This is a genomic window from Nocardia sp. JCM 34519.1 (genome assembly GCF_020361265.1).
Classification (GTDB): domain Bacteria; phylum Actinomycetota; class Actinomycetes; order Mycobacteriales; family Mycobacteriaceae; genus Nocardia; species Nocardia arthritidis_A.
The window spans coordinates 543,685-559,361 of the sequence record NZ_JAIRBR010000001.1 but is presented as its reverse complement, the minus strand read 5'-3'; the positions used below and the strand labels follow the sequence as shown (position 1 = coordinate 559,361).

Below are 15,677 nucleotides of genomic sequence, written 5' to 3'. Positions count from 1 at the left end.
TGCGACGTTTGTGACGTGCCCGGCACGGGGATCAGCGGATGCGCGCCGATGCGCCCTATCTGAGGATAGGCCCAGCAGCAAATCGGCGGATCTACGGACCACCGGACAGACCCGACTCCATCGATGACGACTCGTCCGTTACCGAGAATATTCCTTCGGTATGCCGTGCCGCCGCCCACAGTCGGGCATACGGCCCACGGGCGGCCAGCAGTTCGATATGTGTGCCGATTTCCGAGATCCGGCCGTGATCGACCACCGCGATCCGATCGGCCCGCGCCGCCGTCGCCAGGCGGTGCGCGACGACGACGGTGCTGCGCCCGCGCGCCAGCGATCGGCTCGCTACCAACACCGCGTCCTCGGTGGCCGGGTCGAGGGTCGCGGTGGCCTCGTCGAGCAGCAGCAGATCGGGATCGACCAGTTCGGCGCGGGCCAGCGCGATGAGCTGGCGCTGACCGGCGGACAGTCCGCGGCCGCGCTCGCCGACCGGATGATGTATCCCGCCGGGCAGCGCCGCGATCATGTCCGCCGCGCCGACGGCCGCCGCGGCGGCCGTGATCTCGGCCTCGGTGGCATCGGGTCTGCCGAAGGCGATATTGCTCGCGACGTCGCCGGTGAACAGGTGCGCTTCCTGCGGGACGATGCCTAGTCGCGACCGGTAGTCGGCGAGGCGGTAGCGCCGGATATCGGTGCCGTCGACCCGGACCGGCGCCGGGGAATCGGCGGGCAGGTCGTACAGACGTGCCAATAACTTGACGATGGTGGACTTGCCCGCGCCGGTCGCGCCGACCAGTGCGAGCGTTTCGCCGGGCGCGAGATGCATATCGACGCCGTCGAGGGCGGGCAGCGTGGTGCCCGGGTAGTGGAAGCGCACGCCGTCGAGGTCGACCGCGCCGCGTAGCGGGCCGTCGATGGGCACCGCGTCGGGCGGGTCGGCGGCGATGCTGGACGGGGTGCGCAGCAAGTCGCCGATCCGGCGCAGACCCACCGCGGCCTGCTGATATCCGTCGAAAGTCTGCGAGAGCTGCACGATCGGGGCGAACAGCAGCTCCAGATAGAGCATGAACGCGACCAGCGTGCCCGCACTGGTCGTGCCGTGCGCGACCTCCCGCGCGCCGAACCACACCACTGCGGCGAGCGCGAGATCGCCCCAGGCCGCGACGAATCCGAAGTACAGCGCGATGGCCAGCTGCGCGCGCAACCTGCTGTCGCGATAGCGGGTCGAGTATTCGGTGAAGCGGCGCGCGGCGGCCGGCTCGTAGCGGTTGGCCTGGACGGCGCGCAGGCCCGCGACATTTTCCTGGAAGTCCGCGTTGACGGTCGAAACCCGTTCGCGGGAGATCGAATACGCGCGCGCGGAGACCCGGCGGAAGATCAGCGTCGCGACCACCAGCGGCGGCAGTGCGAGCAGTACGACGGTGGCCAGCCCGACATCGACGAGCAGCAGTGCGATCAGGATGCCCACCAGGGTGATCACCGAGACGAGCGAGGTCGCGACGCCGTTCTGCACGAACGTGGACAGCGCGTCCACGTCGGTGGTCATCCTGGTCATGATGCGGCCGGACAGTTCGCGTTCGTAATAGTCCAGCCCGAGCCGCTGCAGGTGCGCGTAACTGCGCACCCGCAAGCCGAAGAGCACGCGCTCGCCGGTGCGGGCGGTGAGCAGGATATTGGCCGCACCGGCGATACCGCCGAGCACGGCCAGCCCGGCGCCGATGGCCGCGGCCCGGCCGAGCACGCTCGAATCATGGCCGTTCACACCGTGATCGATGGCGTAGCGCACCAGTGCAGGGAAGGTGACGCCGAGCACCGCGTCCAAGGCCATCAACCCGATCACCGCGGCGACGACCAGCAACACCGGGCGCAGCAGGCGCACGAACCGGAAGCCGGGGTCGGGTTCGCGCAGCGGTGCGCCCTCGATTCCGGGTTCCTCGGTCGCCGGTGGCAGGCGCGCCAGATCGCGGCGCAGTTCCGGCGATTCGGCCGCGTCGAGCCCGCCGATGCCGTTGGAGATCTCCTGCACCGCAACGGATCCGACGGCGGGCGAGGACGGCGCGGGCAGCCGGATCACCCGATCGGCATGGGACAGTGTGGATTCGCGGTGCGCCAGGATGATCGTGGTGCGGTCGCCGTTATCGGGCAGCGTGTCGAAGATGGCGGCCTCGGTTACCGCGTCGACCGCGGAGGTGGCGTCGTCGAGCACCAGGACGCGCGGCCGGGCGAGCAGTGCCCTGGCCAGCGCGATCCGCTGCCGCTGACCGCCGGAGAGGGTGAGCCCGCGCTCGCCGACCACGGTGTCGTAGCCGTCGGGCAGTTCGCCGATGAAGTCGTCGGCGGCGGCGAGTTTGGCGGCCTGCCGGATCTCCGGCTCGGTGGCCTCGGGTCTGCCGAGCGCGATATTGGCGGCGATGGTGTCGGAGAGCAGGAATGGATCGTCGAAGACGACGCCGACCGCCCCGCGCAGGTCGGCGGCCGATACGTCGGCGATATCCACTGCGGCAGTGGGCTTTTCGCCGCCGAATAGTCGGATGTGCCCGGAATCGGGCGTATAGAAGCGCGGCAGCAGCAGCGCGAGCGTGCTCTTACCGGATCCGGCGGGCCCGATGACGGCCACCGTCTCGCCCGGGCGCACGGTGAGGTCGAATTCGCGCAGCACCGGCCGGTCCGGATCGAATCCGAAGGTGAGCGCCGCGAATTCGATGCCGAGCGGACCGTCCGGAATCGGTTGCGGCGCAGGGGGATCGGTGATGGTGGGCGCGGTGTCGATGATCTCGAAGACGCGATCGGCCGCGGCCCTGGTCAACTGGGCGACGATGACCACCGCCGACATGGCGCGCGCGGTGAACGTCATGGTGGAGACGTAGGCGGCGAAGGCGAGGAAGGTGCCGATCCCGATATGGCCGTGCAGTGCGAGCCAGCCGCCGAGCCCGATCACCAGCACCAGGCCGACCTGCGGGATCGCCGCGATCGCCGGCGCGAATCGGGAATCGATGCGGGCGGCGCGCAGTCGTTCGGCATACAGGGTGCGCGCGTGCCGCTCCAGGATGTCGACCATCCTGGCCTCCTGCCCGAAACCCTTCACCACCCGGACGCCGGTGACCGTCTCCTCGACGTGCTGGGCCAGGTCGGCCGCGCGCTGCTGGGCCGACCAGGTCGCCGCGTAGAGCCGGGGCCGGATCCGGTACACCACCACCGCCATCGCGGGCACCACCAGCAGCGCGGCCAGCGCCAACGGCGGTGACAGCCAGAACATCACCGCCGCGGCGAGCACGAATTGCAGCAGCGCGTTGGTCGACAGCGGCACCATAGCCAGCAGGCCCTGTACGAGCTGCAGATCGGTGATCGAGCGCGAGACGACCTGTCCGGTGCGGATCCCGTCCTGGCCCGGGCCGTCCAAACGCTGTAGCGCCGTTAGCAATTGGACGCGCAGCGAATGCTGGACGTCCAGCGAGAGCTGCCCGGCCAGCGCGCGCCGCCCGGCCGAGAAGATATACCGGACGGCCGCCGACCCCAGGAGCAGCGCCGCGACCACCGCGATCGCGTGCGTATCGCCCACCCCGGCCGCATCGATCGCATGTTTGCTCAGCAGCGGACCGGCGATATCGATGAGGGCGCCGCCGAGCACCACGAATGCGATACCTACGAGAACTACGCTGTGCGACCGGCTTTCGGTCCACAGCCGCCGGATCCACCCCGGTTGATCAGCCCCCTGCACACTCACAACAATCGACCATAGCGACGCCTACCGACAGCCGCCCACCGCCGCAGCTCAGACCTCGCGACGGCGCAGATACCACCAGGCGGCGACGCCGAGCGCCGAGGTCCACAGCACCAGTACGACGACCGCCGCGGGTGCGGGCGCGAGAAAATGGCTCTTGGCGAACGATCCGACCACGACCGTGCTGACGGTCGCCGAACCCGGCAGCAATGTCGCGAATCCCGGTATCCCCAACATATTCGTGATCAACCAGATCAGCGGCTCGACGACGATGAACCAGCCGAGCAGCGCGGCCACCGCACCCGCCGCCGAGCGCAGCAGCAGCCCGAGCGCCGTGCCGAGCACCGCCCAGCACAGCGCGGCGACCAGCCCGCCGCCGAGCGCGGCGAAGAACTTCAGCCCGATATCGAATTTGCCGCGCCCGAAGCCGAGCGTGCAGCCCGCGCCGATCACCTCGACCAGCGCCGCGGTGGCCACCGCGAATCCGGCGGCGACCGCGAACTTGGCGATGGCGATGCGATCCCGGTTCGGCGTGAACAGCACGGTGGCGGGCATGGTCCGGTACCGGTACTCCTCGCCCGCGCCGAGCGCGCCGAATATCCCGGCGGCCACGATGGTCGCCGCCATCGCCAGATACAGCCCGATCGTCGCGGTACCGGTGGCGGGCTGCCCCTTCGGATCGGCGTTGCCGGACATCAGCGCGAATCCGGAACTCGCGACGATCGCGACGATCACCAGCGCCGCGGCCAGCAGCTGATATCTGCGCAGCGTTGTGACCTTGCGGATCTCGGAGTTGACGGCGGGCAGCAGCTCGGCCGGGATTATCTCGATCATCGGGGAATACCGTAGGGCGTCGCGAGGCCGGAAACCACCGGCGGATTCGCGGGTTTGGTCAGCGCGGCGAGCACCCGGTCGGGGTGGATCTGATCGGCGACGATGCCGTCGATCCTGACCCCGGCGGCCGCTGCGGCGTCCTCGATCTGCGCCGCCGTCGCCTCGGCCACCGCGAGCCTGCCGTCCGGCCGCATGACGGAATCGGTGTAGCCGCGGGCGGCGAGCATGGTGGCCAGCGCGATCGGCGTCGACGCCGTGACGACGAGGCGGTCCGGATGACCGCGCCGCAGCCGGGCCGGAGTGCCTTGGTAGACAATCGATCCCGCGCTCAACACGATGAGTTGATCCGCGCCGGGCAGCACCGCGGCGAGGCTTTCGCTGGTGAGCAGGACGGTGCCGCCGCGGGCGGTATGCCTGCGCAGCAGATCCTGCAACTGGCCGCGCTCGGCGGGATCCAGTCCGGCGGTGGGCTCGTCGAGCAGCAGCAGTCGCGGGTCGCCGAGCAGCGCGGTGGCCAGCGCCACCCGGGTCTGTTCACCGGGCGACAGCGCGCCCGCCTTGGTGTCGGCCACCTCGCCGAGTCCGACCTGGCCGAGTACCTGCTCGACGCGCTCGTCCGGAATTCCGGCCGCCGCCGCGTACACCCGCAGATGGTCGCGTGCGGTGCGGGCCGGATGCAGGCCGCGCGGCGTCAGCATGCCGTGCGCGACGCCGTCGAGAGTCGTTGTGCCGGAAGTGGGTTCGATCAGTCCGAGCAGCAGGCGCAGCACGGTCGTCTTACCGGAGCCTGCGGGTCCGACGAGCGCGGCGGTGGTGCCCTCGGACACGGTGAAGCCGACGTTCTCCACCGCCGACGCCGTCGCGAAACGCTTGGTCAGGCCGCAGACGGTGATGGCGGGCCGCCGGGTGCTCATCGGTCGGTGCCGTTGGCGTCGATGGCGGGCAGCGGATCGGCGTCGATGATCAGGTGCCGGTCCGCGGGCCACACCACGGGCGCGGGGCCGAATGCCTTGCGCGCGTTCGTAATCGTCGTCCTGCCGAGCGCGCGGTTGCCGACGCCGCCGATCACCGCGCCGATTCCGGCCGGGATGATCTTGCCCGCGGTGAGCGCCATCCGCTTGGTGAGGAAGCGCACGATGAACCGCTTCATCAGCGAATCGTTCATACCGGACAGTCCCGGAATCCGGGTGGCCAGCAGCGTGCCCCAGTTCTTCGCCGAATGCCCGACGGTCTTCTCGACGATCTCCATACCGGTATCGCCGAGCACCACCGCGAGCACCAGGGCCCGGCGCTGTGCCCGGTCTTCCGGCGAGACGCCGTGCACCGCCGCCACCGCCAGCGTGAACAGCGCCGAGGCCTCCAGGAAGAATGCGGTTTCCGCGCCGACCGCGGCCAGCGAGGTGATGGTGCCGACCCCGGGCACCGCCGCGGTCGCGCCGACAGCGCTGCCGCTACCGGTGACCGCGAGCAGGTACTGCTTCTCCAGCCGTTCCACGATCTGCGCCGGGCGTTCGGCGGGATGCGAGCGCCGCAGCCGGTCCACGTATTTGGCGACCGCGGGCGCCTGCAACCGTGACCCGTTCTCCAACAACGCGACCACGGTTTTCTCGAACGCGCCGCTGCTCATCGGCAACACCCCTTTTTCTGCGTCAACGCTGATCAGAACTCTACGGCAGTGCGGGTACCCGTTCGCTGAGCGGCGGCGGTGGCGGCGCGGTTCCGTCGCCGAACGGCCTGCCGCCCAGCGCTTCCCGGCCGTGCGGGGTGAGCCAGTTCGACAGGTCCGGACCCTTGGGCACCACACCGGTCGGGTTGATATCGGCGTGCACGACGTAGTAGTGCGTCTTGATCTGTCCGAAATCGATCGTGTCGCCGAATCCCGGCGTCTGGAACAGGTCGCGGGCGTATGCCCACAGCACCGGCAGCTCGGTGAGCTTGCACCGGTTGGTCTTGAAATGCCCGTGATACACCGGGTCGAAGCGGACCAGCGTGGTGAACAGCCGCACATCGGCCTCGGTAATGGTGTCGCCGACCAGGAACCGTTGGGCGGCAAGGCGATCCGAGAGCCAGTCGAGGCAGGCGAACAACCGGTCGTATGCCGCCTCGTACGCCTGCTGGGATCCGGCGAACCCGCAGCGGTAGACGCCGTTGTTGACATCGCGGAACACCACGTCGTTGACCGCGTCGATCTCCGCGCGCAACTCCTCCGGATACAGCCGCGGCGCACCCGGCCGGTGGTAGGCGGTCCATTCGGTGGCGAAATCCAGGGTGATCTGCGCGTAGTCGTTGGTGACCACCTCGCCGCTCGGCACGTCGACGATCGCGGGCACGGTGATCCCGCGCGGATAGTCGGGGAAGCGCTTCAGATACGCGTCCCGCAGCCGGGGGATGCCGAGCACCGGATCGACCCCGCCGGGATCCAGATCGAAGGTCCAGCTGAGCTTGTCGTGGGTCGGGCCGCACAATCCGAGCGAGAGCACCTGCTCCAGGCCGAGCAGGCGACGCACGATCAGCGTGCGATTCGCCCACGGGCAGGCGCGCGCGGCCACCAGGCGGTACCGATCCGGCTCGACGGGGTAGCCGTCGCGTCCGTCGGCGGTGATCCGGGTGGTGATGTAGTTGGTGTCGCGCTTGTACTCACCGGGTTCGACGTACGAGGCCTGTGTGGTCACCGTCTCAGTGTTTCAGATTCAGCGCTTAAGCTGCGGAACATGAACGACACCAAGCCCACCCGGCTGGAACGGACGACCACATCGGGCGGTGCGGAGGTCGCGACGCTGACGCTCGCGCATCCGCCGCTCAACCTCTTCGACAAGTCCGTGCTCGACGCGTTGACCGCGGACCTGACCGAGCTGACCGCGCATCCGCCGCGCGCCCTGCTGCTGCGCGCCGAGGGCAAGGTGGTGTCCGGCGGCGTCGACGTGCACGTCTTCGACGGCCTGACCCCGGCCCAGGGCGCCGACCTGTGGCGCACCCTGTACGCGCGGATCATCCATCCGCTGGAGGCGCTGCCGTGCCCGGTCGTATTCGCCGCGCACGGCCTGACCCTGACCGCAGCCTTCGAGATCGCACTGGCCTGCGACATCATCCTGGCCGCGCCGCGGGCGAAATTCGGTCTGGTGGAGACCGTCGTCGGCCTGACGCCGTCGATGGGCGGACCGCAGCGGCTCGCCGAGCGCGCGGGTTCGGGCCGGGCCCGCGAATTCGTGATGACCGGCGACCTCTACGACGCCGCGACCATGGCCGAGTGGGGCGTCGTCAACGCGGTGCACGAGGACATCGAAAGCGCGGCAAGGGATCTCACGCACCGCCTGGCCGACGGCCCGACCCGGGCGCACGCCGCGACCAAGCGGATCATCGAGGCGTGGCGCTCCGGCGGTGTCGCACACGCGGATTCGGTGACGCCGGAGGTGTCGGGCCAGCTGTTCGATACCGATGACCTGAAGGGCGCGGTGCGCAGCTTTCTCGAGGTCGGCCCGGGGAAGGCCAGCTATACCGGCCGGTGACAAGCAGGACACGTTCATCGCCTATCCGCGCATCGATGTGACTTCGGTCATATAGTCGGCAATGCCTGCCGGCTCGATCGCGGAGGACGGATGTCGCAGCTACTGGTCGAATACCCCCTATCCCATCCGCACGCCATCGATCCGCCGCTGGCCCGCGGCGCGGACGGGGTGCTGCGCTACGGCAACCTGACACCCGCGCTCACCGAACTGCTCGACCTGCAGGTGCACGCGTTCGGCGGCAGGGAGGCGGTGGTGGAGTCCGGCGGCGTCCGGCTCACCTATCGCGAACTGTGGCACTCCGCATCCCGCATCGCGGGCGGACTGCAGGAGCACGGCATCGGTTACGGCGACCGGGTGGCCATCCGGATGCCGGCGGGCGCGCGCTGGGTGCGGGCCTTTCTCGGCGCGCTGCTGAGCGGTGCGGTGCCCGTGCTGGTGGATGACGCCCTGCCCGATGTGGTCGCCGAACAGGTGATCCTCGACAGCAGAGCGGATTTCGTGCTGGGCCGGACCGGATCCGCTTCCCGGTGCGCCGATTTCGAACTGCCGGACGGCGCGGCCTTCATCGATGACGGCGCCGCGTTGAACGATCTGGCGCTGCTGTGCTACACCGGTGATGCGGCCGCGCCGAAGGGTGTCGAGCTGACGAACGAAAACCTGCTGTCCGCAATACGTTCCGTGGTCGGCACGCTGGATCTGCCGACGGATGGTCTGCGGAATCTGGTGCTGCTGCCGCTGGCCCATGCCAGCGGTTGCGTCGATCAGATGCTGTCGACGTTCGCGGTCGGCGGCACCGTCGTGCTCGCGCCGGATACCGACCGGCTCGCGGAAACCCTTGTGGCCGAGCGGATCGATATGGTTTCGGCCACCCCGCGTATTTTCGCGCGGCTGCTGCCGGAACTGTCCGCGCTGCGCGCCGGCGGGCTGTGCACCGACGGCGTCGCCCGGGTGAGCACGGCCGGTCACCGATCCGAACGGGCCGCCGCGCCAACCGATTCCATCGAATTGGCGGCGGCGCTGCGCGATATCTTCCCGGCCGCCCACCAGTGGTCGATCTGGGGTGCGACCGAAACCTGCGGTATCGGACTCGCGGTGGACTACAGCGCGGGCCACGGTCTCGGATCGGCGCTCGGATTCCCGTTCGGCGGAACCGAATTGGCGTTGTGCGGGCCGCGGGCCGAGCTCGGTCACGGCGAATTGCTCTGTCGCGGACCGAATGTCAGCCGCCGCTATTGGAACGATCCGATGGCCACCGAGGCCGGTTTCACCGGAACCTGGTTCCATACCGGCGCCCAGGTCATCATCGACCCGGACGGGTTGGTGCGCCGGGTGGGGTCACTCCAGTAGCCGGTTCTTCAGGTGCTCGCGCACCTCGACGGTCAGGCCGATGGCCTCCAGGTAGGTGTCGATATGCCCGTGCGCGTCCATCGCCGACGCGGTCGCGATGGCGAGGTATTCTTCGCGCACGCCCAGGATGTCCTCCGAAAGCTGTTCGCCCGCGGACAGTTTGGGGGTGAGCATGGCGCGCAGCGAGGGGACCGCGGCATTGCTGAGCAGGAAGTCGGCCAGGATGTCCGCCTCGCTGACGCCGACGGCGCGCAGGATGGTGGCCACCGACCAGCCGGTGCGGTCCTTGCCCGCCGCGCAGTGCACCAGCACCGCGCCGTCGCCGCGGACGAGCGATTCGGCGAGCGTCACGATGGCCGCGTTCGCCTCCGCCATGAGCGGGAACATCCGGTAGACCTGGTGCATATGCGCCAGCGCCGATTCGGTCTGCGCCTCGTGCGGCGGCTCCTTGCCCATTCGCGGATCGAACGGGGTGACGTGCAGCCGGACCTCGTCGGGCAGGTTGTCCGCACCGTGGTATTCGATCTCGCTGATGCCGCGCAGGTCGTGCACATCGCTGACGCGGAGTTCGCGCAGCGCCGCATGGCCGCGGTGGTCGAGTCCGGTCAACTGGGCCGAGCGCAGCAGCACGCCGGAGCGCACGCGGGCGCCGTCGACGGTGCGCAGACCGCCGGTGTCGCGGAAGTTGAATGTTCCGGAGAGATAGAACTGATCGGCGGGCGGCGAGAGAGTCACCGATCCAGGCTATCCATTCCGCGGTATCGCGATGGTGTCGTTCGCGGATCGAACACCGCACGGCCAGATGTCCGGTTCGTGCGGTTCGCCTGTGTGATACCCCACAGGTTCACCTCGGCGCGCGGGTTCGTCCGTAGAGTCGTGAATGGTCTGTGTCTCGGCCGGGCAGGGTCGAGATCGACGTCCAGGAAGCGGATTACGGCCGCAACCGGTTGGTCGCGGAGGTGTTCCGTTTGGGTAACAAAACATTCTTCCAGTCTGGAATTACCCACTGAACCTGTTCTTAAACCTTGAAAACCTTCTACCATTGATGAATGTTGGACCGGGCAGCCTGGGGATTTCCAAGCAGGGAACCATCACGCGCGACCCGCAAGGTCGCGCCGACGAGGGTGCGGGAATTCTTTCGCCGAGGGAGTCGTCGTTGAGTGCGAGTGGAGATATAGCGGAGGCGCGGTTACGGCCGACCATCTGCGATGCGATCGAGAAGGCCGCGGCCTCGCTCGATATCACCGGAGTTCGAGCGCTGCGGGTGCTGCTGCATGCCGGGGTCAGTGCCTACTGGCCGCTGGTCAAGGCCACCCCGAACAAGCAGATCCGGGCCTACGAGGAGACCGTGCATACGCTGCGCAAGCACTGGGAGGTGCACACCGACTGTGTCGCGGACCCGTCGGCGGCCGCGACGTTCCAGCACATGGACTCCGAGGTGGCCTCATTTCTGCGGCTGTGCGCGGATCGCTCCGGTGCGCAGTGGCTGGAGCCGGTGGACGCCATCGCGACCTATACAGTTTCCGTGTTGCAGGGCACGGTGCTGCGGTGGTTGGCCGACTGCAACGACGAAACCATGCTGGTCGTCCTGGACGACCTGGTGAGCAGCCTCGCGACGAAGGCCGTCGAGGTCTGAACCCGCGCGCCATGCTGGACGTATGACCAGTTTGGTGGTTGAGTTGTTCGGGTGACAGTCACGTCGCCCATTGCGGGTCTGCACGCGGCCACCGCCGAGCTGGATCCGCCGCTGGCCGCGCTGGACCTCGGCGCGTTGCGCGCCAATGCCGCGGACCTGATCCGCCGGGCCAACGGGGTTCCGGTGCGGGTCGCGAGCAAATCGGTGCGCTGCCGCGCGGTGCTGGAGGAGGTACTCGGCACCGGACTGACGGCGGCGGGCGGTTTCGCGGGCATCATGTCCTATTCGTTGGCCGAGGCGATCTGGCTGGTCGGACTCGGCGCCCGCGACGTCCTGCTCGGCTATCCGACGGTCGACCGGTCCGGGCTCGCCGAACTGGCCGCCGACGACACGCTGCGGCAGTCGATCACCCTCATGGTCGACGACATCGCGCAGCTGGACTTCATCCGGGCCGCGGTCGGCACCGAGCTGGTGCGGCCGCGGATCTGTCTCGACGTGGACGCCTCGCTGCGGATCGGTCCGCTGCACCTCGGCGTCCGCCGCTCGCCGATCCGCACGCCGGAACAGGCGGCAGCGTTGGCCGGGGCGGCGCGGCGGCGCGGTTTCGACGTGGTCGGCGTGATGACCTATGAGGCGCAGATCGCCGGACTGCCCGACAGCAATATCGCGGTGCGGCTGGTGAAGCGGGCCTCCGCCGCCGAAATCGGCAAGCGCCGCCGCAATGTGCTCGACGCGGTGCGCGCCGAGGTCGGCAAGCTGGAGATTGTCAACAGCGGCGGCACCGGATCCATCGAGGTGAGCATCGCCGATCCGGACGTCACCGAGGTGACCGCGGGCTCCGGACTCTACGTGCCAACGCTTTTCGATCACTATCGGGCCTTCACCCCAAGGCCCGCACTGTTTTTCGCGACCCCGGTGCTGCGCAAACCGACGCCGTCGATCGCGACCGTATTCGCGGGCGGCTATATCGCCTCCGGCCCGACCGGACCGTCCCGGGTGCCGAAACCGGTGTGGCCCATCGGATTGAAGTTGATCGGCACCGAGGGCGCGGGCGAGGTGCAGACACCGCTGTCCGGCGCCGCCGAGACGCGGATCGGTGACCGGGTGTGGTTCCGACATGCCAAGGCCGGTGAACTGTGCGAACGCTTCGACCGGGTGCATCTGGTGGACGCCGAAGGCACGCGCACGACGGTGCCGACCTACCGCGGCGAGGGCAAATGCTTCGGCTAGGCCCGCTTCGCGATGCTCTAGCTGAGGGTGAGAAAACCCGCTAGATCGGCCAATTCGCCGGTGTCCGGCGGCAGATATTCGGTCAGCAGCGGCGAGCGGATGATGATCGCCTTCCACATGGCCCGGCACAGCGCGGCCTGAATCAGCGTGCGCGACAACAGGAACGGCATACCGTATGGGGCATCGGCCGGACTGGACGTCGTCATCGAGAGCAGGACGACGGCCGCCTCCCGGCCGCGAAACCGGTCCGCGGTGCCGACGAGCACATCCTCGATCTTGGCCCGCGCCAACAACGTTCGGATCCGGCCGACCTGAGCGCCGTATGGGGCGACCACGAAGATGTCGTGCGGATGCAGCCGCCGGGTGACCGCGCCGATGGTCCACGCCGCGCCGAGCATGGCGCGCACCCGGCGCACCACCTCGCGGGCCTCGGCATCGGATTCGGTGGCATTGCCGTGATGTTCGACGAGGACGGTTTCGATTCCCGGCTCGACGCCCTCGAGATTGCGTGCCAGCGTGACGGTTTCGTTGGAGCGCAGCCGATTGTCGTAGCAGAGCCGGGAGATCGGCCCGCAAACCGCCGGATGCATGCGCCAGGTGCGGTCCAGGAAGTAGCCGCGCTCGGCTGGCAGCGTCGCGTGCCCCTGGATCAGCCAGTTCAGCACCGACATGCCGACGGGCTCCGGATGGGTGGCCCGCGCGGTGGACGGCGCGAGATCGCCGAGCAGCAACAGGTTCCGGGTGCTCACCGCGACCGCGGCGGTATCGGCCAGCGGGAAACCGCCCGCGTCGGCGATGACCAGCAGATCCAGCCTGCCCGCTGGCACGATCGCGTCGTTCGCGAAATCCGTTGGCAGGCCGCCGATCACACACCCATTGACGGAATTGTCCAGGAATCGCGGATAGCGCGCCGCATCGATGGCGGCCCACTCCGGTTTCACCGCCTGAACGTCCTTCTTGGCGACCAGTTCCGGTAGCACGCCGACCCGCACCACCGCGTCGAGCAGCTGCTCCACCGTCGAATGCGCCTGCGCGACAACGCCGATCCGCCACCGGTGCACGGTGACCAGGCGTTCCAGCACCCGGGCGATGGTGGAGGTCTTACCGGCGCCCGACGGACCCTGTACGGCGATATAGGAATCGTCCAGATCACGGACGGCGGCGGTGATGGCCGCCGCGTGGTCGCCGTGCACCTCCGGTAGCGAAAGCGCCCGGCGCATCCGGGGTCTGCGCAGGCTCAGGATGTCGAAGAGGGCGCCGTGCGGGATCCGCGGCAGCGCGACGAGCAGCTGCTGCGCCGCGTATTCGACCGCGTCCTCGGTGCTTTCGTCCCAGGCGGGCAGTCCCGGCGCGATGGCGATCGGGAGTTCGTCGTACGGTTCACAACCCTCGGGCAGCAATTCCTCCAGGCGGACCGTGTCATCGAAATCGGCGTCCACCGAACAGCCGAGCACCGTCGCGCTCGCGGTGGCCCGCTTGCCGATCGCGGCGACCATGCCCGCGGCCACCGGATGGTCGTAGAACGTGTAAACCGTTGTGCCGGGCGCTAATACCGAGTTCGCGCCGCCGCTGCCGATCCGCCCGGTCAAGGTGAGATATCGGCGCATGGTCGGCCGGTTCGGACTGCGATGCCATTTCGTATCCACGGTGCCCCATTCGGCGACGAGCACACCGGGCGCGTCGGCCCATTCGTCCACCGGATGACTGAGCCGGTCGGTATGCGCCCACCACAGCGGCTGGCGTTCGCGACGGTGGTAGCCCAGCGCCGCGGCCATCATCGCGGCGGGGTGGTGCGGGGGCGAATCGACCAGGGTGTTGACGAATTCGGTGAGCGCCGCCTCGATGGATGACGGCCCGGCCAGCGGATCGGCCAGGTCGTCCGGGCCGGGCTCCTCGGGTCCCGGCACCAGACACCAGGAGCCGATCGGCGCCAGCGTCGGCGCGGGCAGCACCGGATGCTGTTCGGCGGCGCGGTCCAGCAGCCAGTCCCGCAGCCGCAGCACGGTGACGCAATCCCGTTCCGCCGCAACCGAATCCGGTAGGAGGCCGCGTAGTCCGGGCAGTTCGTACGAGCGTTCGCCGACCAGCATCGCGTTGCGCACGATCGGATACAGATCGACCAGCACACCGGCCCGCAGCAGTTCGCCCGCGCTCTCCTCGCCGACCCCGCATGCGGCGGTGTGCCGCAGCAGATCCGCGCGCACCCGCGAGGTGTAGTGGTAGATGTGCAGATCCGGATGCCGCAGCCGTTCCTCGGCGATCAGCTCCAGCAGCTCGGTGAGGCCGCGCCCGAGTTCGGCGTCCCGGAACGAGAGCAGCACCGCATCCGAATTGCCGAGCTCGACAACGCCATCCGCGATCGTCAACGCGAGATCCCCGGGTGAGGGCGGCGGCAGCGCGCCGAGCGCGATCGCGTCGACCAGCGCATGCGTCGGCTGCCCGGAAACCTCGCGGCGCAGCTGGATTTCGGCCTGGCGGCGCAGCGTTGCCAGGGCGCGCGGGGACACACCTCGCACGTTCGCCCGGGTGACGGCCAGCCGGTCGATGGTGTGCACACCGGCCTCGCGCAGCCGCGCCCGCGTGGTGTTCGCCATTCCGGCCACCAGGAACAGGTCGCGGGCGGCCGCGATGGCCGCGGTGCAGTCCGGACACCGTCCGCATGCGAGATAGCGTTGATCGCCCCACTGCGCGGGCAGCAGCTCACCGAGTTTCTCGTCGAGGATCCGCTCCAGTCTGCGTCTGCGCGCACCGTAGATCGGAAGCAGTTCGCTCAGTGGGTAATCCGTGTACTGCTCGCCGGTGAACAATCGGACCACCGGCGCGGTGAGCGCGCCGCTGCCGTCCAGCGCGTCGGCGCAGGCGGCGAGTTCGAGTGCGGCGCCGACGGTATCGGGCCCGCCCCGGTGGGTGCCCTGCACGGTGTAGCGCACCCGATGCCCGGCCCGGACCAGGAAATCGCAGGTGCTGGCGAACCTTCCGTCGAAGAAGGTGGCGCGGTGCACCACATGCACCCCCGCCCGCAACGCCGTAACGGTTTCGGTGTGCGCGGTTCGCAGCGCGGCGATTCTGGCCGCCGGATCGTCGGGCAACTGCGCGGGCAGCCGCACATCGACCAGCGCCCCGCCGAACCGGTCCCGCAGATCGGCGAGCCTGCGCGCGTGCGAATCATCGAACGCGCCTGCGGTGTCGGTGTCGGTGTCGGTGACCGGCTCGGCCACCTCCGATAGCGTGCCGATCCGGCGATCGAGGGCGCGCAGCATCGCGAATTCACAGCGCGCCGCGCGCACGAGATCAACGGCGGTGCAGACGACACGATCTCCGAACACGAACAAACGCGCCCCTCCTGTGCGTCCCGCGGGTACACCGGACGGCAACACCTTAGCTAGCGTCGCCGCAGGGGCCGTACCCT

General features: G+C 69.1%; 11 protein-coding genes. 4 read left to right on the top strand and 7 right to left on the bottom strand.

The genetic code is table 11. The features are described from left to right. Positions 1-91 precede the first annotated feature (91 nt). The 5 genes from LGY53_RS02675 to LGY53_RS02655 are packed head-to-tail and all read right to left on the bottom strand — an operon-like array spanning position 92 to position 7,221. Positions 92-3,718, bottom strand: a complete 3,627-nt coding sequence (locus LGY53_RS02675; RefSeq protein WP_225725017.1) for an ABC transporter ATP-binding protein — start codon at positions 3,716-3,718, stop codon at positions 92-94. A 48-nt stretch (positions 3,719-3,766) separates the two neighbouring features. After that, the gene (locus LGY53_RS02670) at positions 3,767-4,549 is read right to left on the bottom strand and encodes an ABC transporter permease (RefSeq protein ID WP_225725016.1); all 783 of its coding nucleotides are present in this window, start codon (positions 4,547-4,549) and stop codon (positions 3,767-3,769) included. After that, positions 4,546-5,463: an ATP-binding cassette domain-containing protein gene (locus tag LGY53_RS02665; protein ID WP_225725015.1), complete on the bottom strand. Its 918-nt coding sequence runs from the start codon at positions 5,461-5,463 to the stop codon at positions 4,546-4,548. The genes LGY53_RS02670 and LGY53_RS02665 overlap by 4 nt, the downstream gene beginning before the upstream one ends. After that, entirely contained in the window at positions 5,460-6,176 is a 717-nt protein-coding gene (locus tag LGY53_RS02660; RefSeq protein ID WP_225725014.1) for a hypothetical protein, read from the bottom strand. Before LGY53_RS02660 ends, LGY53_RS02665 begins: the two co-directional genes overlap by 4 nt. A gap of 40 nt (positions 6,177-6,216) precedes the next feature. After that, positions 6,217-7,221, bottom strand: a complete 1,005-nt coding sequence (locus tag LGY53_RS02655; RefSeq protein ID WP_225725013.1) for a glutathione S-transferase family protein — start codon at positions 7,219-7,221, stop codon at positions 6,217-6,219. A 39-nt stretch (positions 7,222-7,260) separates the two neighbouring features. Between LGY53_RS02655 and LGY53_RS02650 the strand changes: the two genes are divergently transcribed. Both LGY53_RS02650 and LGY53_RS02645 read left to right on the top strand, forming a co-directional pair. Continuing rightward, positions 7,261-8,055 carry an enoyl-CoA hydratase/isomerase family protein gene (locus LGY53_RS02650; protein WP_225725012.1) on the top strand — a complete coding sequence of 265 codons (795 nt, stop codon included), beginning with the start codon at positions 7,261-7,263 and terminating at the stop codon, positions 8,053-8,055. Positions 8,056-8,145: 90 nt separating this feature from the next. Beyond that, positions 8,146-9,402 (top strand): class I adenylate-forming enzyme family protein, encoded by a 1,257-nt coding sequence (locus LGY53_RS02645; RefSeq protein WP_225725011.1) that lies wholly within the window; start codon positions 8,146-8,148, stop codon positions 9,400-9,402. On the opposite strand, the gene LGY53_RS02640 is transcribed toward LGY53_RS02645, so the two are convergent. Next, positions 9,391-10,137 carry a tyrosine-protein phosphatase gene (locus LGY53_RS02640; protein ID WP_167477583.1) on the bottom strand — a complete coding sequence of 249 codons (747 nt, stop codon included), beginning with the start codon at positions 10,135-10,137 and terminating at the stop codon, positions 9,391-9,393. The genes LGY53_RS02645 and LGY53_RS02640 overlap by 12 nt on opposite strands. 421 nt (positions 10,138-10,558) lie before the next feature. On the opposite strand from LGY53_RS02640, the gene LGY53_RS02635 reads away from it, so the two are divergent. Together LGY53_RS02635 and LGY53_RS02630 are read left to right on the top strand one after the other, a co-directional pair. After that, the gene (locus LGY53_RS02635; RefSeq protein ID WP_225725010.1) at positions 10,559-11,038 is read left to right on the top strand and encodes a TetR family transcriptional regulator; all 480 of its coding nucleotides are present in this window, start codon (positions 10,559-10,561) and stop codon (positions 11,036-11,038) included. Between the two features lie 51 nt (positions 11,039-11,089). Continuing rightward, positions 11,090-12,268 carry an amino acid deaminase/aldolase gene (locus LGY53_RS02630; protein WP_225725009.1) on the top strand — a complete coding sequence of 393 codons (1,179 nt, stop codon included), beginning with the start codon at positions 11,090-11,092 and terminating at the stop codon, positions 12,266-12,268. A gap of 17 nt (positions 12,269-12,285) precedes the next feature. Here LGY53_RS02630 and LGY53_RS02625 read toward each other — a convergent pair whose 3' ends face one another. Then, positions 12,286-15,594 (bottom strand): bifunctional RecB family nuclease/DEAD/DEAH box helicase, encoded by a 3,309-nt coding sequence (locus LGY53_RS02625; RefSeq protein WP_225725008.1) that lies wholly within the window; start codon positions 15,592-15,594, stop codon positions 12,286-12,288. Between the last annotated feature and the right edge of the window lie 83 nt (positions 15,595-15,677).